Here is a 24,833-nt window from a genome sequence, read left to right on the forward strand (position 1 = left end):
GTGTGCCCGCCCGGGAGGCGGGAGCGTCAAGTGGCCTTACCGGTCGGCGCCGGCGAACAGCAGAGCGAGGTCGAGGAGGCGGTTGGTGTAGCCCCACTCGTTGTCGTACCAGCCGAAGACCTTCACCAGGTGCCCGTCGGCGGCGGTCAGGCCGGAGTCGAAGACGCAGGACGCCGGATCGCCGATGATGTCACGGGACACCAGCGGTGCGTCGCTGTAGCGCAGGATGCCCGCGAGCGGCCCCGCCGCGGCCGCGGCGAAGGCGGCGTTGACCTGCTCGACGGTGGCGGGCTGGGCCAGCCGGACGGTCAGGTCGGTCATCGAGCCGTTCTCGACCGGCACCCGCAGCGCGACGCCGCCGAGTTTCCCGGCGAGCTCGGGCAGCACGAGTCCGATGGCCTTGGCCGCGCCGGTGCTGGTCGGGATGATGTTCGTGGCGGCGGTACGGCCGCGGCGCGGGTCCTTGTGCGGGGCGTCGAGCACGACCTGGTCGTTGGTGTACGCGTGCACCGTGGTCAGCATGCCCTGCTCGATGCCGAAGGCGTTGTGCAGCACCTGCGCCATCGGTGCGGCGCAGTTCGTGGTGCAGGACGCGGCGGAGACGACGTCATGCAGGTCGGGGTCGTACGCGGCGCCGTTCACGCCGAGCACGATCGTCGCGTCGACGTCCTTGCCCGGCGCGGAGATGAGCACCTTGCGGGCGCCGGCCTTGAGGTGGACGGCGGCGTCCTCGCGGCCGCGGAAGCGTCCGGTGGACTCGATGACGAGGTCCACGTCGAGGTCGGCCCACGGCAGGAACGCGGGATCGCGCTGGCGGAGCACCTCGATGTACTGCCCGCCGACGCTGAAGCCACCGCCGGACGGGTCGACGTCGACCGTGGCCCGCAGCCGGCCGAACGTGGAGTCGTACTGCAGCAGGTGCGCCAGGCTCGCCGTGTCGAACAGGTCGTTTATCGCGACCAGCATGATCTGGCCTCCGAGCAGCTTGCGCTCGACGAGACCCCGGACAACGTCCCGGCCGATCCGGCCGAAGCCGTTGATGGCGATTCGGTAGGTCATGACATCCTCCCAGCAGCGCGGCGCGGGGCTCATCCGTCCCGCCCCTTCACCGTCTCCCCCGGCCGCACGGCGCGCACGGGCCGAAGGTCACCTCCGGCCCGGGCCGAGGTCATCGGCAAGACCCGTCCCGGCCTGCATCGGGACCTTCGCCCCTGCACGCCACCGCGATCGGGCGGCACGGTGGTAGGGACGAATCGGACCGAGCGCATCGGGAGCGCGCCATGGTGGCGATCCAGTACATCGACCGCACGCCGGCGGCACGAACGAGCGACTCCGGGCACCTGCTCATGCGGGCCGCCATGGTTTCCCAGGAAGCGCCGTCGGCCGGCGACAGCCAACCGTGGCGCTGGCGGATCGACGGCGACCGGGCCGCGCTGCTCGAGGACGACCGCGGCCGGGTGCCGGGCGACATCGACCGGCGCCTGGTCACGGTAGGTTGCGGCGCCGCGCTGCACCACGCTCTGGTAACGCTGGCGTCCGGCGGCGCCGCAGCGGCGGTGCAGCGGCTGCCGGACGAGCGCGACCCCGGCCTGCTCGCCGTCGTGCGGTACACCGGACCGGCTCCGCGCCGCCGCCGCGACGACCGGCTCCACCGGGCCATCGCCGTCCGGCGCACCGACCGGCGCTCGTTCGCCGACGCCCGGCTCGGCCCGGACCACGTCGCGACGCTGGAAGACGTCGCCGCGCGGTTCGGCGCCACGCTGCGCCCCATCGCGGACCCGCCGTCCTGGGCGCTGCCCGGGCACCCGGGCCGCTACTTCGTCGTCGGAGCCGCCGGGGACACGCGCCGCGACTGGCTGGCCGCCGGCGAGGCGACGTCCGCGGTACTGCTCACCGCGGCCGCCGCCGGCCTGGTCACCTCGGTGGAGCGATTCGTGGCGGAGCCGGGTCCGGCCGATGGGCCCGCGGTGGTGCTCGGTCTCGGCATCGCCGGCCGGATCGGGACGCTCACGGCCTCGCCCGGTCGGTCCGCCCGGTGACGTGATCTCCCGTCCCGTTCGTCCGGGGTCCCGCAGGACGCTCATTCGGCGACAACACGGTGCGCCCGCAACAGCCGCGCCCACCATGGGCGGGCGGAGCGGTCGGCCCGCAACGCGGACGGCCGGGCGTTCTTCAGGCTCACCCAGCCGCCGGGTCCCATGCGGACGGAGCCGATCGACGGGCCGCGCCCCCGCCGGCTCCACGCGACCGCGACGGTGGCCGTGGCGCCCACGGCCGCGCCGGCGACGGCGTACCGGGCCAGCCGCTGCACGTCGAGCACGGGCACGAACCGCGCGCGGCCCTGCTCGTCGACGGCATAGGCGCCGATGGGGACGGTCCGGCCGGCGCAGGAGCGCACCACGGGCAGCAGTGTTTCCTTCATGCATCCAGTGCAGGGGTGAGGGCGGCGGCGAAGACAGGGAGGCCGGCCCGGCGCAGGCGGGACCTTCAGCCCGTGTGCCGGGCGGGCGGGAAGAACACGGTGGTGGGAGGAGACAGGAGAAGGGAGCAGGCGATGCGCCCGCTGCTAGTACGTGATGTGATGAGCACGACCGTGGTCACGGTCTCGCCTGGCCTGGGCTACAAGCAGGTCGCGGACCTGCTCGTGGACATGGGAGTCAGCGCTGTGCCCGTGGTCGAAGACGACGGGCGGGTGATCGGCGTCGTGTCGGAGGCCGACCTGCTGCACAAGGTCGAGTTCAACGGCGCGGACGTGCACCCGGCGCTGTTCGAGCGCCGCCGGTCGCGCCAGGCCAAGGAGAAGGCCACCGGGGAGACGGCCGCAGAGCTCATGACGAGCCCCGCCATAACCGTGCTCGCGTCGGTCCCGCTGACGACGGCGGCCCAGCTCATGGAGCGCCACGACATCAAGCGCCTGCCTGTCCTGGACGACGCGGGCAAGCTGGTCGGCGTCGTGGCCCGGCGCGACCTGCTGCGCCGTTACCTGCGCACGGACGACGAGATTCGGGCCGACGTGCTGGAAGGCGTGCTGCTCGGCGTCCTCTGGCTCGACCCGATCGAGGTCACCGTCGCCGTGGCGGACGGTCACGTGACGCTCACGGGCAAGGTCGACCGGCGCAGTACCGCGCAGATCGCGACCCGGCTGACCCGGGCTCTCGACGGCGTCGTGGGCGTCACCGACGAGCTCGAGTGGGGCTTCGACGACACCACGTTGCAGCGCCGGTACACCTTCGACGTCTGACCGCGCGCGGTCCCGCCTTCAGGAGGGGTGCGATGCTCAGCAGAATCGTCGCCGGGGTCGACGGGTCCGACGCCTCGCTGGCGGCGGCCCGGCTCGCCGCGGCCGAGGCGGCCGCGGAGCACCGGCCCCTGCGCCTGGTGCACGCCCGGCTGCCGGTCGCCGACTACGCGCTGCTGTTGCCGCCGGGCATCGCCGCCGACGACGCCCTGGCCCCGCGTGCGCTCATCGACGCGGTCCGCAAGGATCTCCGGCGCGCCTACCCGGGCCTGGATGTCCGCGCCGTGGTGACCGAGTCCGGACCCGCCGCTGCCCTGCTGCGCGCATCCCGGTCCGCCGGCCTGCTGGTGGTGGGCCGCAGCGGGCTGCACCCCGGCCGCCGCTCGCCCGCGGGCTCGACCACGGCGCGGGTGGCGGCCGGCGCGAACTGCCCGGTGGTGGTCGTCGGTCCGCAGCTGCCCGAGCACGGCGAGGTCGTGGTCGGCTTCGACCCGGCCGACCCGGGATCGCCGGCGGTGCCGTACGCGTTCGCGGCGGCCCAGTGGCGCGGCTCGAGCCTGCGGATCTGCTGCGTACGCCCGGTCGACGGCGGACGCTGGCCGGACGACGCCACGGCTCGGCGCGCGGTCAGCGAGGCGGTCGCGGGCTGGCGTGCCGCCTTCGCCGACGTGCCGGTCGCCATCGACGTGCTCGCCGGCCTGGACCCGGTCGCCCGGCTGCTCGACGCCTCCGTCGAGGCCGGCCTGGTCGTCGTCGGTGAGTGGGACCGGGGCCGGGCCGATCCCGGCCCGGCGGGACGGCTGCCGGAGGTCCTCGTCCGCAACGCCGCGTGCCCGGTGGCCGTGGTGCGCCCGTCGCGGCGCCACACACGCCGGGCCGACCCTGGCCCAACGGCTCCCGCGGGGAGGCCGGATGACCCTGGGCCGGGCACTCGTCGTTCGTAAGGCTCAGGGTGTCAGCCATCGTCATCGATGTGAAAGGAAGCGTGCACCATGGCCACCCTCGCACACGGCGGTGCCTCCGCCAGTTCCCGTCCGACCCCGGCGGTGAAGGCGGTGGCCGGCGTCTCGGCGGCGACCGTCGCCCGCTACACGTTCGCCGGCGTGCGCATCGCGCTCGGCTGGGTGTTCCTGTGGGCGTTCCTGGACAAGCTGTTCGGGCTCGGCCACGAGACCACCGGCCAGGCCGCCTGGATCAATGGCGGCAGCCCGACGAGCGGCTTCCTCGGCCACGCGGCCGCCGGACCGTTCAAGGGCCTCTACAACGACATGGCGGGCGCCGCGTGGGCCGACTGGCTGTTCATGATCGGCCTGGCCGGCATCGGCATCGCGTTGATCCTCGGCATCGGCATGCGGATCGCCGCGACCGCGGGCGCGCTGCTGCTCGTGCTCATGTGGAGCGCGGTACTGCCCCCGGCGAACAACCCGTTCATGGACGACCATCTGATCTACGCGGGCACGCTGGTCGGCCTCGCGCTGATGCGGGCCGGCGACACGGCGGGCCTCGGTCGTTGGTGGAGCCGGATCCCCCTCGTCAGCCGGGCGCCCTGGCTGAAGTGAGTCCGGCTCGACCGCGAGGAAGTGGACGGGGCCAGTCGGCCTCGTCCACTTCCTGTGCCGCCCGCCGGTTCAGCGGATCTCGACGCGGGGCGGCAGCGCATCCCTGTGCTGTTCGAGCAGGACCTCGGCGTGCGGCGGTTCGACCGGCTCGCCGCGCGATCCGGCCACGGCGTGGTGCACGGTGGTGAACAGCCACAGCGCGAGGGTGATCCAGACCTGCAGGCCCAGCGCCGCCCCGCTCGCCCCCGCCACGGTGACCAGAGCGGCCAGCAGTGCGACGACCCCGAGCGTGGCGGCGACGTACACCGCCGCGCCCGGCCGGGGGAAGGCCGCCGGGACCGCGCCGAGGACGCACATCGCGATCCCGGCCAGGAGCACGGCGGCGCCGGCGACGCGGGTCGCGCCGGAGCCGGGCGCGGGCGACGCGGCGGCGAACGCCGCGTAGGACGCGAGGATGACGGCCGTCAGTGCGGTGGCCACACCGTCGCGCCACGTCAGCCTCATCATCAGGGCTCACCTCACTTCGGTTTGGCGGCGCTCGTCGGCGGCTTCGTCGCCGGCTTCGCCGTCACCGGGATCTCCCGGCCCGGCGCCACGGTGCCGGCGAGCGGGACCCGGACCTCGAGAATGCCCGCCACGTAGGAGGCGGTGATGCCCTCCTCGCGGGCGTGCAGCGGCAGCGTCACCGCGCGGGCGAACGTGCCGTAGTGGAACTCCGAGTGCGCCTTGTCGACGCGCTCCTCCGTGCGCTCCACGCGGATCTGCAGCCGGTTGCCGAACACGGACACCGTGATGTCCTTGTCCGGGTCGAGCCCGGGCGTCTCGGCGCGCACCACGAAGGTGTCGCCGTCGGTGTACTCCTCGACGCGGACGGCCTGCACCCCGAACAGGGTGCTCGGCAGCTGCATCAGGTCCAGCGGGAAGAGCCTGCTGGTCGTGCTCATCTCACGCCTCCTTCCGGCGTCGTTGCACCCTCATCACACGCCGTCGCGACCGGCGGCGCGTAGGGCGTGCGACCCCCGGCGACAGGTCGTCCGGCCTGTTCGGCCCCGCGCCGCCGCCGGACCAGCAGGAGCGTGACCAGACCCGGCACGGCCGCGAACCCGGCCGCCGCGGCGAACTGCGGCAGGCTCAGCGCCTCGGTGCCGAGCAGGTCGCGCAGCCACGGTAGCCAGAGCGCGCCGAGCTGCAACGCCAGCGACAGCGCGACGGCGGCGTCCAGGCCCCAGTTGCGCTCGCGGCCGCCCCGCACGCGCACGGCGAGGGCAACGCCGAGCTGGGCCAGGCCGAGCACGGTGAACAGGACGCTCTGCCACGGGCCGCCGGCGTGCCGGGCCAGGAGCGCGGCGCCGAGGGCGGCCGCGGTGATGAGCGTGCCGGTGATGGCGATGCGCGCCGCGAGACCGCCCAGGATCGCCTGGCCGGGCCGGCGCGGCGGGCGGTGCATGAGGCCGTCCTCGGCGGGCTCGCCGCCGAGGGCGACGCCCGGCAGGCCGTGCGTGTTCATGTTGATCCACAGGATCTGGGCCGGCAGCAGCGGTACGGGCAGGCCGAGCCACGGCCCGGCGAGCATGATGAGCACCTCGGCGGTGCCGCCCGAGAGCGCGTACACCAGGAACCGGCGGATGTTGGCGTAGATGCGCCGGCCCTCGCGCACCGCCCGCCCGATGGTCGCGAGGTTGTCGTCGGCGAGGACCAGGTCGGCGGCCTGGCGCGCGGCCTCGGTGCCGCCGCGGCCCATGGCGACCCCGATGTCGGCCCGGCGCAGGGCCGGCGCGTCGTTGACCCCGTCGCCGGTCATCGCGACGACGGCGCCACTGTGCTGCAGGCGGCCGATGATGGTGAGCTTCTGCTCCGGGCCGGTGCGGGCGAACACCTCGGTGCGCAGGTCCGCGGCGGCGGCGTCGTCGCCGAGCGCGACCCGGGCCGGGCCGGCGGTGAGGCCGACCCGCTCGGCGATGGCGGCGGCCGTCGCCGGGTGGTCGCCGGTGATGAGGACGAGCTCGATGCCGGCCTCGCGGAAGGCGGCCACGGTGTCGGCCGTCTCCGCGCGCACCGGGTCCGCGAGCGCGACCAGGCCGAGCAGGTCGAGGTCGTGCTCGGCCCCGGATTCGTCGCGTCGGGCGCCGGCGACGGCCAGCACGCGGTAGCCGGCCCGGGACAGCTCGGCCGCGGCGTCGAGGGCCCGGCGCCGCCCGTCGTCGTCGATGCGTACCGGTCCGCCGGGCGCGAGCAGGACGTCGGGCGCGCCCTTGCACGCGACCACGTGTCCGCCCGCGGGATGGCGGTGCACCGTGGTCATCCGGCGCCGGGTCGCGTCGAACGGCACCTCGCCGACGCGGGGGAGCCGCTCGCGCAGGTCCGCCGGCACACCGCAGCGCGCCCCCGCGACCAGCAGAGCGGCCTCCATCGGGTCCCCGACCGCGCGCCACAGCGGCTGGTCGGCCCCGGGCGCCGCGAGCGCGGCGTCGTTGCAGAGCACCATCGCCTCGGCGAGCCGCCGCGTGTCCGCGCCCGCAGCGGGCTCGGCGGAACCCTCCGGGTCGTAGCCGCGGCCGGTCAGGGTGACCTCGGTGCCGTCCGGCAGCACGAGCCGGTCGACGGCCATGACGCCCTCGGTCAGGGTGCCGGTCTTGTCGGTGGCCAGCACGGTGACCGAGCCGAGCGTCTCCACCGCCGGCAGCCGCCGCACGATCGCCGCCTGGCGGGCCATGCGGTGGGCGCCGAGCGCGAGGGCGAGCGTCACCACGGCCGGCAGCGACTCCGGCACGGCGGCCACGGTGAGGCTGACCGCCGCCAGCAGCATCTCGCCGAGCGGCTGGCCGCGGGCGACGCCGACGGCGAGGACGACCGCGGACAGCCCGGCGGCCGCGAACGCCAGCACGCGCCCGAGGCCGGCCAGGCGGCGCTGCAGCGGGGTCGCGCGGCGGGGCTGCCCGGCCACCAGGGCGGCGATGCGACCCAGCGCGCTGTCGGCGCCGGTGCGGCTCACCTCGCCGACGGCCCGTCCGGTGGCGGCGACGGTACCGGCGGAAAGCTCCTCCCCGGCGTCCCGCGCCACCGGCACCGACTCGCCGGTCAGCGCCGCCTCGTCGACGCTGAGCCGGACCGCCTCGAGGAGGCGCAGGTCGGCCGGGACGATGTCGCCGGCCTCGACCCGCACGACGTCGCCCGGCACGAGCCGCGCCGCCGGGATCGTGACATCGGCGCCGTCGCGCCGGACCCGGGCGGCCGGGGCGGCCATGCGCCGCAGCGCCGCCACCGCGCGGTCGGCGCGGATCTCCTGGACCACACCGACGGTCGTGTTGAGCACGATGACGAGCAGGATGACCGCCAGGTCGCTGAGGTCGCGCAGGAGCGCGGTGATCACCGCGGCGGCGAGCAGGACCAGCACGAGCGGATCGCGCAGCTGCGTGAGGATGCGGCCGGTGACCGAGGGCGGGCGCGGGGCGGGCAGTTCGTTGGAGCCGTAGCGGCGCTGCCGCTCGGTGACCTCGGCGGTGGACAGTCCGGCGACGGCGGTTGCTGACGAAGCGACCATCGTTCCACTGTTCCGCGCCGGGGCGCGGCCGGGCAGGGCCGAAGGTCACCCCACGTGGGCGGCGTCCAGGGCGGCCTGGAGGGACTCGATGTAGCCGTCGCTGGTGACGGTGGCGCCGGAGACGGTGTCGATGTCGGCGCTCTGCGCGCTGATGGTCTCCCGGGTGAGGATCGGCAGGGCGCGGGCGTTGATCTGCTTGTCCTTGCCGTTGCTGTTGGGATAGACGGGCACGGACACGGCGGTGATCTTGCCGTCGGCGACGGTGATGCTGACCTGGACGTCGCCCCAGCGCGTGGACGCGACCGAGCCCTGGTAGGTCTTTCCCGACGTGGTGGTGCCGGTTTCGCCGGTGGTGGGACCGGTGCTGGCCGTGCCAGTGTTCCCGGTGCCGCCTGCGCCGGTGGCGGCCGTGGTGGTCGTGGGCGGCGTCGCGGCGCCGAGGCTGGTGCGGTAGCTGAACAGCAGGACGACCGCGGCGAGGGTGGACAGTATCCAGAGGGTGATGCGTCGCACGGTGCGGCTCCTACCAGGCGAAGGGTTCGGTCGAGGTCCAGCGGCGAGGTGTCGTCTTGACAGCAACCATCGGCAGGAAACCTGTGAACCGGCTGCGGGCAGCCTGAAAACTCCCCTCGGCTCAGCCCCGCCCGGAGGTCCAGGCGGCCCTGGCCCCGGAGTCGCCGATGCGGTACATGCCGTAGACGCCGGCCGCCGCGACGACCAGGGCGAGCACCACCACCACACCCGTCACGGCGACCGACAGCGGGGCGAGGTACGTCCGGCGCCCGGAGGCCACCCGGGCCTCGCGGTCGCGCCACCAGACGACGAGCGCCAGCACGGCGATCGGAACGGCGTAGAAGATCGCGGAGTCGCCGAGCTCGGCGTGGTTGCGCACGAGCTCGCTGCTCGGCACGCGTCGCTCCAGCCACTCACCGGCGTCCGTGGTCAGCGGCACGAGCAGTACCACCAGCACGGCCAGCACGGCGTTCGGACCGGCGAGCCGGCGGCGGGCGGCGGGCCACACCGAGGTCAGCACGAGCAGCAGGGCCGACAGCGGCAGGAGCACGACGACGCCGTGGACGAGCAGGACGTGCGCGGGCAGGCCGTTGAGTGTGTTCATGAACGAGATCCCCGTCGAGAGCCGGTGAACAGTGACGGGGCAAGATTAGGAATCCGATTCTTCGAGTTCTCCAATCCCGCGCCTGTGAGAGTGGCAACGTGACCCGTGTGCTCGTCGTCGAGGACGACCGGGAGCTCGGTGAGCTCCTCGTGCGCGCGTTCGGCAACGCCGGGTACACGACCGATCTGGCCGGCGACGGGCAGGCCGGACTGCACCGGGCCCTCACCCGCGGCTACGACCTGCTGATCCTCGACCGCGGCCTGCCGGCGATCGAGGGCCTCGACCTGCTGGCCCGGCTGCGCCGCAGCGGCGTGCAGGCCCCGGTGGTGATGCTCACCGCGCTCGGTACCGTCGCCGACCGCGTCGCCGGGCTCGACGGGGGCGCCGAGGACTACGTGGTCAAGCCGTTCGACCTCGACGAGCTGCTGGCCCGGGTCCGGGTGCTGCTGCGCCGGCCGCCGGCCCCGGCCGGGCACGTCATCGCCGTCGGCACCGCCGAGTTCGATCTGATCACCCGCACGGTGCACACCGAGGACGGCACGGCCACGACGCTGTCCGGCCGCGAGAGCGACCTGCTGCGCCTGTTCGCCGAGCACCCGAGCCGGGTGTTCAGCCGCCGGGAGATCGCCGCGCGGGTCTTTCCGGAGTCCGGTACCGACACGCTGGCCGACACGTACGTGCACTACCTGCGCCGCAAGCTCGGCGCGGCCGTGGTGACCACCGTCCGCGGCACCGGCTACCGGCTCGGCCGCCTGTGACCCGGCCCGATCCGGACGAGGAGCTCGTCCGCCGCGCACGGCGCACCCTGGCCGTGCGGCACACGGTGGTGATCGCCCTGATCCTGCTCGCCGTCGGCGCCGTCGCGCTCTACGTGGTGTCCCGGGAGGAGCGGGCCGCCCTCACCGCGTCCATCCAGCAGACGGCGGCCACCGAGGAGGACGTCGTCGACCCGCCCGCCGGCAGCTGGATCTTCCGGCTGGACGCCGGCGGCGCCCTCACCGCCACCGACGACGCGCCGCCGGGGTTCCCCGACCGCGCGGCGATGGACCGGGTCCGCGCCGGCGGCCCGGCCGAGCAGAGCCGGATCGGCGACTACCTGCTGGTCACCCAGCGTCATGGGACGTCCACCGTCCAGGTCGTGGGCAGCCTCGCCGCGCCGCACGCCGAGACCCGCCGCCTGCTCGCCGCCCTCGGCCCGGCGGAGCTGCTCGGGCTCGCCGCCGCCGTCCTCGCGGGCCGGCTGCTCGCCCGCCGGGCCACCGCGCCGCTCGGTGACGCCCTGGCCCGGCAGCGCCGCTTCGTCGCCGACGCCAGTCACGAGCTGCGCACCCCGATCGCCCAGCTGCACACCCGCGCCCAGCTGCTCGAGCACGATCTGCGGGCCGGCGTTGCGGCCGCGGACATGGCGCCCGACATCGACCGTCTCGTCGCCGGGACGCGGCAGCTCGGCGAGATCGTCGAGGACCTGCTGCTGTCCACCCACCTGACCGATCGCACGGAGGCCGGCGCGGAGGTCGATCTCGGTGTGCTGGCCGACGCCGTCGTCGCCGGCTTCCAGGAGCGCGCCCGCTCCCAGCACGTCGAGATCGCGCTGCGGGCCGACCCCGAGCGGCCATCCGTCACCCACGGACGGGAAGCGGCCCTGCGCCGGGTCCTCACCGCCCTGATCGACAACGCCCTCAGCCACACCCCGCACGGCGGTCACATCAGCGTCGAGCTCGGCCGGCTGGACTCCCCGCCCCGCGTGGAGGTCGTGGTCCGCGATGACGGCGCCGGACTCGACCCGGCCGACGCGAAACGCCTCTTCGACCGCTTCGCGCGCGGCCACGACGACCACCGCCGCTTCGGCCTCGGCCTGGCCCTCGCCCGTGAGGTCGTCACCGGCCACGGCGGCACCATCGAGGCCGACGGTGCACCCGGCGGCGGCGCCACGTTCACGATCCGCCTTCCGGCGTCGGGGTGAGCGGGCCGAACGTCCTCCCGTGACGGGACCGCTCGCCCTGTCATGCACCGTGTCCGGGGGCGAGGGTGGGCGCATGGCGGCGGCCCGTGCACTCGACCGGCTCAGCGCGTTCGACCTGACCAGCCTGGCGGTCGAGGCGCCCGACACCCCGATGCACGTCGGTGTGGTGGCGGTGCTGGACGGCCGGCTGCCGCTGGCGGACATCCGGGCCCGCATTCTCGACGGTGTCCGGGCGGTGCCGCGCCTGCGGCAGGTCGTATGTCAGCCGGCCCGGCGTCCGCGGTGGGTGGACGCCCCCGCGTTCCGCATCGAGGACCACGTCGTGCCGGTCGCGGTCGAGCCGCCCGGGGATGAGGCCGAGCTGCTGCGGCTGACGGCCCGGCTCATGGCCGTACCGCTGGACCGGTCCCGGCCGTTGTGGCGGATCTGGGTGGTGACGGGGCGGCCCGACCGGCGGCTGGCTCTGGTCGTGGCACTGCACCACGCCATCGGCGACGGCACGGCGGCGCTGCGGATCATCCGTACGCTGCTGGACCCGTCGTGGCGCGATGCGGCGGGGCGGCCGCGGCGGACGATCGGGGGAACCGGGGTGCGGCGCTCGCCGCGGGCGGTCTGGCGCACGCTGCGGCAGACCGGATCAGCGCCGCGGACTTCGCTGAACGCGCCGATCGGGGCCGGGCGGCGGCTGGGCCTGATCCGGCTCGACCTGGCCGAGGCCAAGGTGGTCGCGCACCACGCCGGCGGCAAGGTCAACGACGTGGTACTCGGCCTGATCGGCGGCGGCCTGCGCAGCCTGCTGCAGACGCGGGGCGAGCCGGTCGAGGGCGTGGAGCTCCGGGTCGCCGTGGCCGTCTCGCTGCGCGAACCGGGCGAGCGGGCGGCGTACGGCAACCGCAACGGCAGCATCGTCGTCCGCCTGCCGCTGCACGGGGCGGACTGCGGGGCGCGGCTGCGCGCGGTCGCGGCCGCCACCGCCCGGGCCAAGCGTGAGCAGGCGGCCATCGCCCAGCAGCACTGCATGGTGCTCGCCGTCCGCGCCGGTCTGGCCCGGCGCCTGAGCCGCAACCAGCACATGGTGAACCTGGTCGAGAGCAACCTGCCCGGGCCGCCGGACCCGGTCCGGGCTCTCGGCCTGCCGGTGCTGCACCTGCTGCCGATCGGCGCCATCGCCGGCAACCTGACCATCACGTTCCTCGCCCTGTCCTACGCCGGCGAGCTCGTCATCACCACGATCGCGGACCGCGGTCGTGTCCCGGACCTTCCGGTCGTGCTGGCCGGGATGAGGCGGGAGTGGCACACCCTGAGGTCCGGCACGCGCGTCGGGACGTTCGGCCCTGCCGCCGGGTCGTCCGGCGCGTGACGCTGGCATCGGTGGGACCGGCGCACACCGCCCGGTCCGGTGCAACACGCAAGGGAGCGTGGCCATGAACACCGTGCTCATCGTCGCCGCGGCCGTGATCCTCGTGGTCGCGGTGCTGTCCGTCCGCATCGTCAAGCAGTACGAGCGGGGCGTGGTCTTCCGCCTCGGCCGTGTCGTCGGCTCGCGCGCGCCGGGGCTGCGGCTGCTGATCCCGATCATCGACCAGATGCACCGGGTGTCCCTGCGCATCGTCACGATGCCGATCCAGTCGCAGGGCATCATCACGCGCGACAACGTCAGTGTCGACGTGTCCGCCGTCGCGTACTTCCGCGTCGTCGACGCGGTCAAGTCCGTCGTGGCGATCGAGAACGTGCGCGCCGCGATCAACCAGATCGCCCAGACGACACTGCGCAAGGTCGTCGGCCAGCACTCGCTGGACGAGACCCTCGCCGAGACCGACAAGATCAACGTCGACATCCGCGAGATCCTCGACGTCATCACCGTGGAGTGGGGCGTGGAGGTCACGCTGGTCGAGCTCAAGGACATCCAGCTGCCCGACAGCATGAAGCGGGCGATGGCCAGGCAGGCCGAGGCCGAGCGGGAGAAGCGCGCGAAGATCATCAACGCCGAGGGCGAGTCGCTCGCCGCGGCGGCGCTGGGGGAGGCCTCGGACACGATGATGGCCCACCCGCTCGCGCTGCAGCTGCGCAACCTGCAGAGCATGGTCGAGATCGGCGTGGACAAGAACACGACAGTGGTGTTCCCGGCCCCGCTGATGAGCACCATCGGCGAGCTCGGCTCCTTCCTGGCCCGTGAGGCGTCCGCTGCCCGTGAGGCGTCCGCCGCCCGTGCCGCGGCCCCCGGCCCGCTCGCCGCGACCGTGCCCGGGCCCCGCGCCGGTGCGGCCGTTGCGGCCAAGACCTGACGTGGCGGCGCCGATCGCGCGGCCGGTGGATGTGGTCGTCGGCGTCGACGGCGGACGGTGCGCACTCACCGCCGTCGGCGTCGCCGCCGCCGAGGCCGCCGGCCGCGGCGCCGCGCTGAAGATCGTGCACGCCGACGGCTGGACCGTTCCGCCGGTGTACGACCTGCACGCGCTGGACCGTGCGCCCGAGGACCCCGGTGATGTCGTGGCCGAAGCGGCCGGCCTGGCCGCGCTGCGCCACCCGGAGCTGACCATCCGGACCGAGGTGGCCGCCGGCCCGTCGGTCGTCGCGCTGCTCGCCGCCTCGCGCGGGGCGGCCCTGACGGTCGTCGGCCGCCGCGGGCTGGGCGGGTTCGCCGACCGGCAGCTGGGCTCGACCGCCGGTCAGATCGTCATGTACGGCCGCTCCCCGGTCCTGGTCGTCCGCGGCGCGGTGCGGCCGCGCGGCCCGGTGCTGGTCGCCGTCGACGCCCGGCACCCGGCCCCGCCGGTGCTCGCCTTCGCGTTCCACGAGGCGCACCTGCGCGGGGTGGAGCTGCATGTGCTGTACGGCTGGAGCCCCGCGGACGACGAAGCGTTGCCGGCGGGGGAGTGGCGGGCCGCGGCGCCGGAAACCGGGGCGGTCAAGGTGGTGACGCAGGAGCGGTACACGCCGGATCTGCCGCGAACGCTCGTGCGGGCCTCCGCCTCGGCCGGCCTGGTCGTGGTGGGGTCCCACCGCCGCGACGACCTGAGCGGCATCGTGCTCGGCCCGGCGGCGTTCGCGCTGGCGCACCAGGCCCAATGCCCCGTCGCGGTGGTGCATCCCGACGATCGTGCGACCGCCGACCGGTTGTAACGGCAGTGGGCGAGACGACGGCCGTGCACCAGGTGCCGCCGCCCCTTCGCGCTGCAGCGAACCGAGGCCCGCGAAGTCCAGCCGCATGAGGGCGGGCCGGGCCCCGCGCAGGTACGTCACCCGGACGGTGAGGGTGCCGTGCCGCACGCCGTCGGCGGCCGGGCCGAGCACGAGTTCGCCGGCCGTGACGCCGGTCTCGGTGACGGCCGGGTTGACCGGGAACGCGGCCGGGCCTCACCGCCGGTGAACTTGATGCGGCCCGCGGGCCCGGTCAGGTTGTCGGCCGGCCAGGCGGGGATGTCGAGCGTGGCGTTCTCGAGCGTCGCCGCGGCGATCGTGCCCTTCCGGGCCGGCCGACGGCGATGGGGCGGGGGCCTCGCCGTATCGGCCGATCGGCCAGGTGGCGGTCCTACCTACGGCCGCGCCCGTGAGCCCGGTAAGCTCGGCGCCCGAGGGTGGCGTATCGACTGGAGAAGGATGACCGAAGTCACTGTCGTCTACAGCCCGTGGTACATCCTCGGAGTCTTCCTCGCCAACGGCATCGGTCTCGTGCTGACCGTGTTCTGCCTGGTTCGCATGGCCGACGCGCGCCGTTCGACAGGCAACCGGGTGCTGCTCGTCTTCGGCGCCGCCTGGGGCCTGATCGAGACCGCGCGCGACGACGCGCTGTTCGTGCTCGCCACCGCCGTGCACCTGCGCGACGACCGGGTGCTGTTCTACCTCGCCCCGGGTCTCTTGCTGACCATCGGCGCGATGCTCATCGCCGTCGCCGTGCTCGGCGTGGCCGCGGCCTGGCCGCGGACGCTGTGGACGATCTGCGCCGGGGTCACGGTCGGCCTGCTGGCCTCGGGGATGGTCGTGCAGTCGGTGCTGTCGGCGCGGTCCGGGTACGTCACGTCGATCGACGTGCCGGACGTGGTCGCGGTCGCGGCCGGCCTGACCGCGATCATCGCCGTCGCGGTGTGGCTGGCGACCGGGGCGACCGAGCGGTGGGCGATGGCGATGCCGATCCTGGTGGTGGCGGCGGCCATGACCGTGGCGCAGTACATGATGGCCGGCGAGGTGACGGTCGACCTCTCCGAGACCGTCGACGACGCGTCCGGCGCGCCGCCGCTCACGCTGATCTTCATCACGGTGGCGGCGCTCGGCGTGCGGATGATCGCGCTCACCGTCCTCAGTATCACCGACGAGGACAGAGTCGAGCGGGACGCCGAGGCCTACGAGGGCGCCCGCCGGGCCATGCGGCCGTAGACTCGGCCGGTGCTGACCATGGACCGGCTCAAGGTCGGGTACGGGGACCGGGTCGTCATCGAGGAGCTGAGCCTCACGCTCGAGGCGGGCGAGGCCGTCGCCCTGCGCGGCCCCAACGGCATCGGCAAGTCCACGGTGCTGCGCTGCGTGGCCGGGCTGCTCGAGCCCACCGACGGCACGGTGCTCGTCGGCGGCGAGCCGGTCGACGAGCGCGGCGCCGGGTTCCGCCGGGCCGTGGCCTCGCTGCTCGAGCCGCCCGCCTGGTACCCGGGGCTGTCCGCGCGTGAGCATCTGACCCTGGTCCGGCTGGCCAACGCCCCGGTCGGCGCGGACTGGTTCGCCGACGGCGAGCTCGCCGGGCGCCTCGGCGTCGACGGGTTCGCCGACGCCTCGCCGGGCAGCCTCTCCTCCGGGCAGCGCCAGCGCCTCGCGCTCGCCATGGTGCTCGACCGCCCGAGCCGGCTGCTGCTGCTCGACGAGCCGGAGCGCCACCTCGACCAGGAGGGCCGGGGGACCGTCGCGGCGCTGCTCGACGAGTACCTCGGCCGGGGCGGCGCCGCGCTGCTCGCCTCCCACGACCCGACGGTCACCGCCGGCTGCGAGGTCATCGAGCTCGGCCACGACTGGGTCGACGAAGAATGACCTCGAGCAGCGTTCGCCGCTGGATCCGCAAGCGGCAGCGGGCCCACGGCGACGCGTCCGACCGGTTCGAGACCGTGTACACCCTCGTGCTGCTCGCGGCGATGGTCGGGTACATGATCTGGGCCCAGGTGCGCTCCGTCCTCAGTGGCCAGACGGCGGCCCCGGCCGGGGTCCGCGAGGGCGTCGTGCTCGCCGCCGGGCTGGCCTGGTGTGCGGCGCTGCTGGCGGCGGCGGCCGCGCTCGGCCCGGTGTCGACGTCGGCGCCCGCGCTGCAGTGGCTGTTCACCGCCCCGCTGGACCGGCGGCCGCTGCTCGCCCCGGCGGCGGCGCAGGTGCTCGGGCTGGGGCTGCTGGCCGGGCTCGCGCAGGGCCTGCTCACCCTGACGCTGTCCACCACCGGCGCGGGCGCGGTACTCATCGCCGCGGTCGCCTGCGGGGTGCTGGTCGTCGGGGCCGCGGCGCTCGTGCAGTCCGCGAGCCGTCGCCCGGCCCGCCGCCTCTCCGCCGCCGCCACGGTCCTCGCGATCGCGGCCGCCGCGGTCGGGGTCCTCGCCGCCACCGGCACCCCGGTCGGCGCCGTCGCCGCGACCGGCCCGTGGGGCTGGCCGCTGCTCGCCGGCCGGCACGCCTGGGTGGCGGTCCTCGTCGCCGCCGCGGCCTTCGGGGTGCCGTTTCCGCTGTGGTACCGCCTGAGGTCCTACACCCTCGCCAACCTCACCGACGCCGCTCAGAGCAGCGGCGCGGCCACCGCCGTCTTCGTCACCCTGGACCCGGGCCTCGCCTCGCGCGCGGCCGAGGAGCGGCGCTGGCGCGGCCGCCGGCTCGGCCCCGACCGCCTGCCGCGCCTGAGGGGCCGGCTCGCCGTCACCGGCCAGGACGCGCTGCTGGTGGCCCGTTCCCCGGTGCGGCTGCTGCTGGCCGGCGCGCTGACGACCGTGCCGGTGCTCGCGACCGGGCTGCCGGTGTCGCGCTGGGTGATCGCCGCCGCGTGGCTGCTGGCCGGGGTGGTCGCGGCCGCCGCCGGCACCGCGAACGCCCGCCGCGACCGCGACGACCCGACCCTGGCCCGGCTGCTGGGCCTGACCGACGGGCAGCTGTTCACCGGCCGCGTCGCGGTGCCGGTCGTGCTGTGCACCGTGTGGTCCACGATCGCGATGACCGCGGTCGGCGCCCAGTCCGGCGGCGGCCTCGGCCCGTGGGCGCTGCTCGGCGTGTGCGCCGGCCCGGGCCTGGCCGCCGGGGCGCTGCGCTCGGCCCGGCGCCGCCAGGTCCGCCACGACATCGCCCCGCTGGTGTCGCCGGCCGGGACCATGCCGACCGGCCTGCTCATGTGGCTCGCCGGCGGCGTCGACGTCGCCGTGCTGGCGCTGTGGCCGGCGCTCCTCGCGATCGTGACCCGGCACCCGCAGGCGGCGCTGGCGAACCAGCTGCCGTTCTCGGTCGGCGCGGTCGCGGCGATGATCATCGCCGCTCGCCGCCCCTGACTTTCTGAAAGTTTCTCGCCCCGATTCCCTGGTCATGGCGGCGTACGAGGCCGTCGTGTTGACCCCCTCGTGCTCGCGACGCAAGTATCGAAGCGCTTCGTAGAAAGTTTCCGGGCATTTCGCCCGCAACAGAAAGCGTCTTTGAGGAGGCGTCATGCGAGGGTTTCCCGTGCGACCGGCCCCGCGCCGGCTCGCGCTGGCCGGGGCGGTGCTGCTCGCCGCCGGCGGCCTCGCCGCGGTCGTCATGCGGCCGGCCGCGGCGGCCACGGCCACCACGGTGTCGGTCGACGCCGGGCAGGCGCTGCGCACCATCGACGGCGCCGGCGTCGGCATGAACGTCGCCGTCTGGGACGCGCACATGAACGAGGCGGCCACGTCCACGCTGCTCAGCGGCGCGGGAGTCAAGACGGTCCGCTATCCGGGCGGCGGGTACAGCGACGGCTACCACTGGCAGACGCACACGGTCGAGGGCGGCGGCTACGTCGCGGCCAACACCGAGTTCGACCCGTTCGTGGCCATGGTGCACGCCGCCGGCGCGCAGCCGATCATCACCGCCAACTACGGCTCCGGCACGCCCCAGGAGGCGGCCGACTGGGTGCGCTACGCCAACGTCACCAAGGGCTACGGCATCAAGTACTGGGAGATCGGCAACGAGCTGTACGGCAACGGCCTCTACGGCGCCACCTGGGAGACCGACAAGCACGACAGCCACACCGCGACCACCTACGCCACAAACGTGCTGCAGTTCGTCACCGCGATGAAGGCGGTCGACCCCACCATCAAGATCGGTGCGGTGCTTACCACGCCGGGCGCCTGGCCCGACGGGATCGTCGGCCCCGGCGACACCCAGGACTGGAACCACACCGTGCTGTCGATCGCGGGCTCGAAGATCGACTTCGGGATCGTGCATCACTACCCGTACAGCACCAGCGAGTCGGAGCTGCTGACCAAGCCGCAGACCGAGATCCCGACCATGATGAACACCCTCAAGTCGCTCGCGCCCAACCTGGCCGTCGCGGTGACCGAGGCCAACTCGCAGTACGCGCTGAACACCTCGCCGTCCGGGCTCTACACGCCCGACATGTACCTGACCTGGATGGAGCAGGGCGCGTTCAACGTCGACTGGTGGAACATGCGCAACGGCACCGACTGCAGCAAGGTCACCACGATCCAGGGCGCGACCGACTACAACGACGGCAGCATCGTGTCCAGCGGCGCCTCCTGCGAGCCGGCGGTGAACACGCCGTTCCCGTCGTACTACGGCCTGCAGATGCTCCAGAAGCTCGGCGGGGCCGGCGACACCCTGGTCCGCGCGAACTCGTCCTCGGGGCTGCTGTCGGCCCACGCGGTGAAGAAGGCCAACGGCGACGTGAGCGTCATGCTCATCAACAAGGACCCGTCCAACGACGCCACGGTGAGCCTGAACTACGCGGGCTTCACCCCGGCCGCAGGGGCGCCCACGGTGTACTCGTACCTGAAGAACGCCACCGCGATCGGCTCGGCCTCGGCCGGTACCGCGGCAACCCAGACCGTTCCGGCGTACTCCATCGCCGTGGTCCAGCTGCACAAGGGCAGCGGCACGACGAGCGCGTCTCCAAGTGCGTCCCCGAGCCGCAGCACGTCGACCAGCGCCAGCCCGAGCGCCCCGGCGGGCACCTGCCGCGTCACCTACACCAAGCAGGAGTGGCAGGGCGGCCTCGTCGCCACCGTCACCATCGCGAACCCCGGCACCGCCGCGATCAACGGCTGGCGGCTGACGTACACCTTCCCCGGCGACACCAAGGTCGGCAACGCCTGGAACGCGACCGTGACCCAGAGCGGAGCGGCCGTGACCGCCGTGAACGCTTCCTACAACGCCGTCATCCCGCCCGGCGGCAGCACCTCCTTCGGCTTCCAGGGCTCGTGGACCGCGAACGACGCGAGCCCGGCGAGCTTCGCCCTCAACGGCTCGGCGTGCGCGTCATGAGCGCGGGCCCGTCCCGCCGCCGGCTGCTGGCCGGCGGGGCCGCGATCGCCGGCGCCGTGCTCGCCTCCCCGTTACTCGCGGCCTGCGGCGACGCGCCCAAGGCGAGCGGCCCCGGCACCACCGGCGCCGACGACCTGAAGAAGGCGCTGCCGAACTACACCCCGAGCCAGGCGGTGACCGCGGACATCCCCGCGGCCACCGGGGCCGGCGGCGCCGCCTCCGACCCGGCCTTCCTGAGCTACCCGGCCAACCCGGCGCAGACCGTCAGCGGCGTCCCGGGCGCCGGCGGCTCGTACACCACCCGCACCCCGCTGTGGGGCGCCATCCCGCCCTCGAGCGGCAACGCCTACTACGACGCGGTGAACAAGGCCCTCGGCGCGACCCTGAAGCTGCAGCCCAGCGACGGCAACAACTACGTCGACACGATCCCGGCGCTGTTCGCCTCCGGCAACCTGCCGGACTGGCTGCAGATCCCGAGCTGGGCCAACGCCAAGCTCAACCTGGGCGGGGCGCTGGACCATTTCGTGGACCTGACGCCGTACCTGTCCGGCGGCAACGTCGCCAAGTACCCGAACCTCGCGAACATCCCGTCCGCCGCCTGGCAGGCCGGGGTCTGGAACGGCAAGCTCTACGGCCTGCCGTGCTACCCGACCGCGGGCGGCTTCGGCGGGTACCTGTTCCACCGCAAGGACCTGCTCGACGCGGCCGGGGTCAAGCCCGACCTCAAGAACATCGACGACCTGTACGCGCTCGGCGCGCCGCTGACCAACGCGAACCAGGGCCGGTGGGCGTTCGACGACCTCTGGCCGTACCTCAAGTTCCCGTTCGGCCTCTACAACAGGTGGTCCGCCGACGCGAGCGGCAAGCTCGTCAACCAGTACGAGAACGACGCCATGGTCGAGGCGCTGAACTTCGCGGCCAAGCTGGCCAAGGCCGGCTTCGTGCACCCCGACGCGCTCGCGTACAACACCCAGCAGTCCCAGCAGCGGTTCTGGAGCGGCAAGGTCGCCATCCAGGGCGGCGGGACCGGCGGCTGGGACGGCGACGACGCCAAGGGCGGCACGGCGGCCAACCCGGCGTACAACCGGCAGGCCTTCAAGGTGTTCTCCGCCCACGGCGGCGAGGCCGGGATCGAGCTCGGCCCCGGCGCCGGCTGGTTCAGCTATCTGAACAAGAAGCTCTCCGAGCGGCAGGTGCGCGAGTGCCTGGCGATCGCGAACTACCTCGCGGCGCCGTACGGCTCGCGGGAGTACCTCCTGGTGAACTTCGGCGCGGAGGGCACCGACTACACGATGACCGGCGGCAACCCGGTGCTGACCGGCACCGGCCAGAAGGAGGTCGCCGGCGGGTACCAGTTCCTCGTCAGCCCGCCCCAGGTGACGCTGGTCAAGAACGGCTACACGCAGGTCGTGCGGGACTACGCCGCCTGGCAGGCCGACGCGGTCAAGCACGCCGTGCGGCCGCTGTTCTACGGGATGAACATCGCCGAGCCGGCCCAGTACGCCTCGATCGAGCAGCAGGTCGAGGACACCATCAAGGACGTGCGGTTCGGCCGCAAGCCGATCGACGCGTTCAAGTCGGCCGTGGATACCTGGCGCAAGCAGGGCGGCGACGAGCTGCGCAAGTTCTACGAGGACATCCGCAACAAGTACGGCACCGGTCAATGAACTGGCGCAACCGGTTGTGGCGCGATCGCCCGCTCGTGCTCATGACGCTGCCGGCGATCGCGCTCCTGCTCGTGTTCGCGTACACGCCGATGCTCGGGTCGGTGATGGCGTTCCAGTCCTACAGCGTGTACACCGGCTTCGCCCACAGCCCGTGGGTGGGACTGGACAACTTCGAGATCCTGCTCGGCGACCCGCTGTTCTGGCAGGCGCTGCGCAACACCCTGGTCATCAGCGCCGTGCAGCTGGTGTTGTACTTCCCGATCCCCATCGGGCTCGCGATCCTGCTCAACTCGATCCTGAGCGGCAAGGTGCGCGCGTTCGTCCAGTCGGTCGTGTACCTGCCGCACTTCTTCTCCTGGGTGCTCGTGGTCACGATCTTCCAGCAGATGCTCGGCGGCGCGGGCGTGCTCAACGCGTTCCTGCGCCGCCACGACCTCGGCGTGTGGGACGTCATGACCAGCCCGGACACGTTCAAGTTCCTGATCACCGCGCAGGCGGTCTGGAAGGAGGCGGGCTGGGGCATCATCGTGTTCCTGGCCGCGCTGGCCGCGATCGACCCGAACCTGTACGAGGCGGCCGCGGCCGACGGCGCCGGGCGGTGGCGGCGGATGTGGCACATCACCCTGCCCGGCATGCGCAGCGTCATCGTGCTGATGCTGGTCCTGCGCCTGGGCAACGCGCTCACGGTCGGCTTCGAGCAGATGCTGATCCAGCGGGACATGGTGGGCCGCGACGCCGCCGAGGTGCTCGACACCTTCGCCTACTACTACGGCGTCGTCAACAACAACTTCAGCTACGGCGCCGCGGCCGGGCTGTTCAAGGGCGTGCTGTCGGTGGCGCTGATCCTGGCCGCCAACCGGCTCGCGCACAGCTTCGGCGAGGACGGGTTGTACCGGCGATGACGCGACCGATCTGGGAGGAGCGGCCGACCGCGCTGGGCCAGGCCGGCAAGGGCGTGGCGCTCACCGTCGTGCTGGCGCTGCTCGTCGTGCCGGTGTACTCGGTGGTGCTCACCAGCCTGTCGGACCAGGCGTCGATAAACGTGGCCGGCGGCATGGTGCTGGTGCCGCACCACCTGACGCTGGAGTCGTACCGGCAGATCTTCGGCAACACGCTGATTCTGCACTCGGTGGTGGTGAGCCTGCTGATCACCGCCGTCGGTACCGCCCTGTCGATGGTCGTGACGATCCTGTGCGCCTACGGGCTGTCGCGCCGCGGCTCCTTCGCGCACCGCACGCTGCTCATGACGCTCATCGTCACGATGTTCTTCAGCGGCGGGATCATCCCGACCTTCATCGTCGTGTCCGCGCTCGGCGGGTACGACAGCTACTGGTCGCTGATCCTGCCCAGCGCGGTGTCGGTGTTCAACATCATCGTGATGCGCGGGTTCTTCATGAACACCGCGCAGGAGCTCATCGACTCGGCCCGCCTCGACGGCGCGGGCGAGTGGCGGACGCTGTGGTCGGTGGTGCTGCCGATCTCCCGGCCGGTGGTCGCGGTGATCACGCTGTTCTACGCGGTCGGCTACTGGAACTCGTTCTTCAACGCGCTGCTGTACCTGCCCGACAACGGCAAGTGGCCGCTGCAGATGATCGTCTACACGTACACCCTGCTGGGCAACCCGACGCCCGGCACCGGCATCACCGGCGGCCAGCTCGCCGGCCACCAGGCGCTGGCCCCGCTGTCGATCCAGATGGCCGTGGTCAGCCTGACCCTCGTGCCGATCCTGTTCGCGTACCCGTTCGTCCAGCGCCACTTCGTCAAGGGCATGCTGATCGGAGCAATCAAAGGATGACGTCGTTCGCCAACCCCGTCCTGCCGGGGTTCCATCCGGACCCGAGCGTCTGCCGGGTGGGTGAGGACTACTACCTCGCCTGCTCCAGCTTCGAGTACTTCCCGGGCGTACCCATCTTCCACAGCCGGGACCTCGTGCACTGGGCGCAGATCGGCAACGCCCTCGACCGCCCCGCCCAGCTGCACCTGCCGGCGGGCACGCGCTCGTCGGGCGGCGTCTACGCGCCGACCCTGCGCCACCACGACGGGCGGTTCTGGCTGGTCACCACCAACGTCAGCGGCGGCGGGAACCTGCTGTTCACCGCCACCGACCCGGCCGGCCCGTGGTCGGACCCGATCCCGCTGCCGGGCGTGCCGGGCATCGACCCGGACCTCGCCTGGGACGACGACGGCACCTGCTACTGCACCGTCGCCGGCGTCTCGCAGGTGCGCCTCGACCCGCACAGCGGGCGGGTGCTGGGCGAGCCCCGCCGGATCTGGTCCGGCTCGCCGGGGGCGAAGGCCCCGGAGGCGCCGCACCTGTACCGCATCGGCGAATACTGGTACCTCCTGCTGGCCGAGGGCGGCACCGAGCGCGGCCACGCGGTCTCCATCGCCCGCGGCCCGACCCCGGCCGGCCCGTTCGAGCCGTGCCCGGACAACCCGATCGCGACCCACCGCGGCCTCGACCACCCGATCCAGAACACCGGCCACGCCGACCTGGTGCAGGCGCCCGACGGCTCGTGGTGGATGGTGCTGCTCGGGGTGCGCCCGCACGGCGGCACCCCCGGCTGGCACGTGCTCGGCCGGGAGACGTACCTCGCCCCGGTGCGCTGGGCCGGCGGCTGGCCGGTCGTCGACGAGGTGCCGCTGGAGCTGCCGGCGCCGCCCTGGCCGCTGCGCCCGCAGGCCGCCGAGCCGGCCCGCGACGACTTCGACGACGCCGAGCTGCACCCGCGCTGGGTCTCGCCCCGCCGGCGCGCGGCCGAGCAGTGGACCACCAAGGAGCGCCCCGGCTGGCTGACCCTGCGGGCCGGCGACGGCTCGCTCGACGAGCTCGGGGTCACCTTCGTCGGCCGGCGCCAGCAGCACCTGTCCTGCCGGGTCCGGGTGCGGTTCGACCCGGGGGAGGGGCGCGGCGGCCTGGCCGTCCGGCTCGACGAGCGCCACCACTACGCGATCGAGGCCGCCCGCGGCACCGTCGGGGTGCTCGCCCGGATCGGCCCGCTGCGCACCCTGGTGGCGAGCCGCCCGATCCCGGCCGGCCCCGTCGTGCTGCGGATCGACGTGGCCGCGCCGGCGGACCTCGACGACCCGCGCGACGGCCCGGACCGCCTGACCATCGGCGTGGAGTGGTCCGACGGTACCTTCGCCGCCCTCGCCACGCTCGACGGGCGCTACCTGTCGACCGAGGTCGCCGGCGGGTTCACGGGCCGGGTCATCGGCCTGTACGCCGCCCAGGGCACCGTGCACGCGGACTGGTTCGAGTATGAGCGCCTATCCTGACCG

Annotated in this window: 24 protein-coding genes; 17 read left to right on the forward strand and 7 right to left on the reverse strand. The window is 73.8% G+C overall.

Going from position 1 to position 24,833, the window contains the following annotated elements:
• Positions 1 to 36 precede the first annotated feature (36 nt).
• Positions 37 to 1,059, reverse strand: coding sequence for a type I glyceraldehyde-3-phosphate dehydrogenase (gene gap, locus AB0B76_RS40075; protein ID WP_360385540.1), 1,023 nt, complete (start codon positions 1,057 to 1,059; stop codon positions 37 to 39).
• Between the two features lie 221 nt (positions 1,060 to 1,280).
• Here gap and AB0B76_RS40080 point away from each other — a divergent pair, with 221 nt between their 5' ends.
• Complete coding sequence (locus tag AB0B76_RS40080) at positions 1,281 to 2,039, forward strand: hypothetical protein (protein ID WP_360385542.1); 759 nt, start codon at positions 1,281 to 1,283, stop codon at positions 2,037 to 2,039.
• Positions 2,040 to 2,080: 41 nt separating this feature from the next.
• Here the strand turns inward: AB0B76_RS40080 and AB0B76_RS40085 are convergent, their stop codons facing one another.
• A complete protein-coding gene (locus AB0B76_RS40085) occupies positions 2,081 to 2,422 on the reverse strand; it encodes a hypothetical protein (protein WP_360385544.1) in 342 nt (113 codons plus the stop codon).
• A gap of 159 nt (positions 2,423 to 2,581) precedes the next feature.
• Here AB0B76_RS40085 and AB0B76_RS40090 point away from each other — a divergent pair, with 159 nt between their 5' ends.
• The 3 genes from AB0B76_RS40090 to AB0B76_RS40100 are packed head-to-tail and all read left to right on the forward strand — an operon-like array spanning position 2,582 to position 4,797.
• Positions 2,582 to 3,241, forward strand: a complete 660-nt coding sequence (locus tag AB0B76_RS40090; RefSeq protein WP_360385546.1) for a CBS domain-containing protein — start codon at positions 2,582 to 2,584, stop codon at positions 3,239 to 3,241.
• Between the two features lie 32 nt (positions 3,242 to 3,273).
• Complete coding sequence (locus AB0B76_RS40095) at positions 3,274 to 4,182, forward strand: universal stress protein (protein WP_360385548.1); 909 nt, start codon at positions 3,274 to 3,276, stop codon at positions 4,180 to 4,182.
• A gap of 48 nt (positions 4,183 to 4,230) precedes the next feature.
• The gene (locus AB0B76_RS40100) at positions 4,231 to 4,797 is read left to right on the forward strand and encodes a hypothetical protein (protein ID WP_360385550.1); all 567 of its coding nucleotides are present in this window, start codon (positions 4,231 to 4,233) and stop codon (positions 4,795 to 4,797) included.
• A gap of 69 nt (positions 4,798 to 4,866) precedes the next feature.
• Here AB0B76_RS40100 and AB0B76_RS40105 read toward each other — a convergent pair whose 3' ends face one another.
• The 5 genes from AB0B76_RS40105 to AB0B76_RS40125 all read right to left on the reverse strand — a co-directional run bounded on the left by AB0B76_RS40105 (position 4,867) and on the right by AB0B76_RS40125 (position 9,455).
• Entirely contained in the window at positions 4,867 to 5,304 is a 438-nt protein-coding gene (locus AB0B76_RS40105; RefSeq protein WP_360385552.1) for a hypothetical protein, read from the reverse strand.
• Positions 5,305 to 5,315: 11 nt separating this feature from the next.
• Positions 5,316 to 5,741 (reverse strand): Hsp20/alpha crystallin family protein, encoded by a 426-nt coding sequence (locus tag AB0B76_RS40110; RefSeq protein WP_360385554.1) that lies wholly within the window; start codon positions 5,739 to 5,741, stop codon positions 5,316 to 5,318.
• Positions 5,738 to 8,338, reverse strand: a complete 2,601-nt coding sequence (locus tag AB0B76_RS40115; RefSeq protein WP_360385556.1) for a cation-transporting P-type ATPase — start codon at positions 8,336 to 8,338, stop codon at positions 5,738 to 5,740. Before AB0B76_RS40115 ends, AB0B76_RS40110 begins: the two co-directional genes overlap by 4 nt.
• A gap of 45 nt (positions 8,339 to 8,383) precedes the next feature.
• Positions 8,384 to 8,851, reverse strand: a complete 468-nt coding sequence (locus AB0B76_RS40120) for an FMN-binding protein (protein WP_360385558.1) — start codon at positions 8,849 to 8,851, stop codon at positions 8,384 to 8,386.
• 121 nt (positions 8,852 to 8,972) lie between these two features.
• Positions 8,973 to 9,455 carry a DUF2231 domain-containing protein gene (locus tag AB0B76_RS40125; protein WP_360385560.1) on the reverse strand — a complete coding sequence of 161 codons (483 nt, stop codon included), beginning with the start codon at positions 9,453 to 9,455 and terminating at the stop codon, positions 8,973 to 8,975.
• Between the two features lie 98 nt (positions 9,456 to 9,553).
• Here AB0B76_RS40125 and AB0B76_RS40130 point away from each other — a divergent pair, with 98 nt between their 5' ends.
• The 13 genes from AB0B76_RS40130 (at position 9,554) to AB0B76_RS40190 (ending at position 24,830) form a co-directional block, all read left to right on the forward strand.
• On the forward strand, positions 9,554 to 10,213 hold the full coding sequence (locus AB0B76_RS40130; RefSeq protein ID WP_360385562.1) for a response regulator transcription factor: 660 nt from the start codon (positions 9,554 to 9,556) through the stop codon (positions 10,211 to 10,213).
• Positions 10,210 to 11,418, forward strand: a complete 1,209-nt coding sequence (locus AB0B76_RS40135; protein ID WP_360385564.1) for a HAMP domain-containing sensor histidine kinase — start codon at positions 10,210 to 10,212, stop codon at positions 11,416 to 11,418. Before AB0B76_RS40130 ends, AB0B76_RS40135 begins: the two co-directional genes overlap by 4 nt.
• 73 nt (positions 11,419 to 11,491) lie before the next feature.
• Positions 11,492 to 12,778: a wax ester/triacylglycerol synthase domain-containing protein gene (locus AB0B76_RS40140; RefSeq protein ID WP_360385566.1), complete on the forward strand. Its 1,287-nt coding sequence runs from the start codon at positions 11,492 to 11,494 to the stop codon at positions 12,776 to 12,778.
• A gap of 64 nt (positions 12,779 to 12,842) precedes the next feature.
• Positions 12,843 to 13,703, forward strand: coding sequence for a slipin family protein (locus AB0B76_RS40145; protein WP_360385568.1), 861 nt, complete (start codon positions 12,843 to 12,845; stop codon positions 13,701 to 13,703).
• Between the two features lies 1 nt (position 13,704).
• Positions 13,705 to 14,541 carry a universal stress protein gene (locus AB0B76_RS40150; RefSeq protein ID WP_360385570.1) on the forward strand — a complete coding sequence of 279 codons (837 nt, stop codon included), beginning with the start codon at positions 13,705 to 13,707 and terminating at the stop codon, positions 14,539 to 14,541.
• Positions 14,542 to 15,018: 477 nt separating this feature from the next.
• Positions 15,019 to 15,792, forward strand: a complete 774-nt coding sequence (locus AB0B76_RS40155; RefSeq protein ID WP_360385572.1) for a hypothetical protein — start codon at positions 15,019 to 15,021, stop codon at positions 15,790 to 15,792.
• A gap of 18 nt (positions 15,793 to 15,810) precedes the next feature.
• A complete protein-coding gene (locus AB0B76_RS40160) occupies positions 15,811 to 16,434 on the forward strand; it encodes an ABC transporter ATP-binding protein (protein ID WP_360385747.1) in 624 nt (207 codons plus the stop codon).
• Positions 16,431 to 17,918, forward strand: coding sequence for a DUF6297 family protein (locus AB0B76_RS40165; protein ID WP_360385574.1), 1,488 nt, complete (start codon positions 16,431 to 16,433; stop codon positions 17,916 to 17,918). Before AB0B76_RS40160 ends, AB0B76_RS40165 begins: the two co-directional genes overlap by 4 nt.
• Positions 17,919 to 18,072: 154 nt before the next feature.
• A complete protein-coding gene (locus AB0B76_RS40170) occupies positions 18,073 to 19,884 on the forward strand; it encodes a cellulose binding domain-containing protein (protein ID WP_360385576.1) in 1,812 nt (603 codons plus the stop codon).
• Positions 19,881 to 21,551 (forward strand): extracellular solute-binding protein, encoded by a 1,671-nt coding sequence (locus tag AB0B76_RS40175; RefSeq protein WP_360385578.1) that lies wholly within the window; start codon positions 19,881 to 19,883, stop codon positions 21,549 to 21,551. Before AB0B76_RS40170 ends, AB0B76_RS40175 begins: the two co-directional genes overlap by 4 nt.
• Positions 21,548 to 22,453 carry an ABC transporter permease subunit gene (locus AB0B76_RS40180; RefSeq protein WP_360385580.1) on the forward strand — a complete coding sequence of 302 codons (906 nt, stop codon included), beginning with the start codon at positions 21,548 to 21,550 and terminating at the stop codon, positions 22,451 to 22,453. The genes AB0B76_RS40175 and AB0B76_RS40180 overlap by 4 nt, the downstream gene beginning before the upstream one ends.
• A complete protein-coding gene (locus AB0B76_RS40185) occupies positions 22,450 to 23,346 on the forward strand; it encodes a carbohydrate ABC transporter permease (protein WP_360385582.1) in 897 nt (298 codons plus the stop codon). The genes AB0B76_RS40180 and AB0B76_RS40185 overlap by 4 nt, the downstream gene beginning before the upstream one ends.
• Positions 23,343 to 24,830, forward strand: a complete 1,488-nt coding sequence (locus AB0B76_RS40190; protein WP_360385584.1) for a glycoside hydrolase family 43 protein — start codon at positions 23,343 to 23,345, stop codon at positions 24,828 to 24,830. Before AB0B76_RS40185 ends, AB0B76_RS40190 begins: the two co-directional genes overlap by 4 nt.
• Positions 24,831 to 24,833: the final 3 nt, after the last annotated feature.

This window comes from Dactylosporangium sp. NPDC049140 (genome assembly GCF_040648435.1).